General features: G+C 35.8%; 1 protein-coding gene. It reads left to right on the top strand.

Features of this window, described 5'->3' with window-relative positions; all coding sequences use genetic code 11:
* Positions 1 to 205: 205 nt before the first annotated feature.
* The coding region (locus ACFIN0_RS10100) for a helicase (RefSeq protein ID WP_375702492.1) at positions 206 to 618 on the top strand (413 nt) is incomplete at its 3' end.

The following is a 618-nucleotide window of genomic DNA, read 5'->3' as shown; positions in this document are numbered from 1 at the left end:
ATTTCACTACTTTGCTGATCTTATTCCATGTCATGGGCTGTTGATAAGCAGCCTTAAAGACCCCTTTTGAAAAAAATTTATCCGCTTTTTTAGCAGTTTTTTCCCATTTTTATCGTTATTTGCTTTAAGTGCATTTAATTGAATTCGTTTTGATTCTTTTGATGATTATTAATCATCTCATAAGGCAAGGGATTTTTATTACAATATGCTTCAATCTATTAAGTCTGATAATGAACAATTCACTTTACGCTCCCTTTTACAATCCTATCGTGAACAGGCAACATCAAATGCTCTACGGGGGAAAGTGTTTGAAGATTTTGTGACAAAATATCTTATGCATGACCCTCTCCATTATGGACGATATGAAAAGGTAGAAACCTATTATGAATGGGCTGAAGAGCGTGAAGGTTGGAATAAAAATGATATCGGCATTGATCTGGTGGCAAAGCTTCGCAATCAAGAGGGCTATGTGGCTATTCAATGTAAGTTTTATCGAGCAGACCATCAGATCAGTAAAAAGGATATTGATAGCTTTATCGCTGCATCTGGAAAAGACATCTTTAAATATCGACTTCTCGTTGACAGCACAGAAGTGGAATTAAGTGACAATGTGAATGC

It is taken from the genome of Bartonella sp. AA89HNZF, assembly GCF_042196905.1.
Taxonomy (GTDB): Bacteria; Pseudomonadota; Alphaproteobacteria; order Rhizobiales; family Rhizobiaceae; genus Bartonella.
This window is presented reverse-complemented; position numbering and strand designations above follow the sequence as displayed.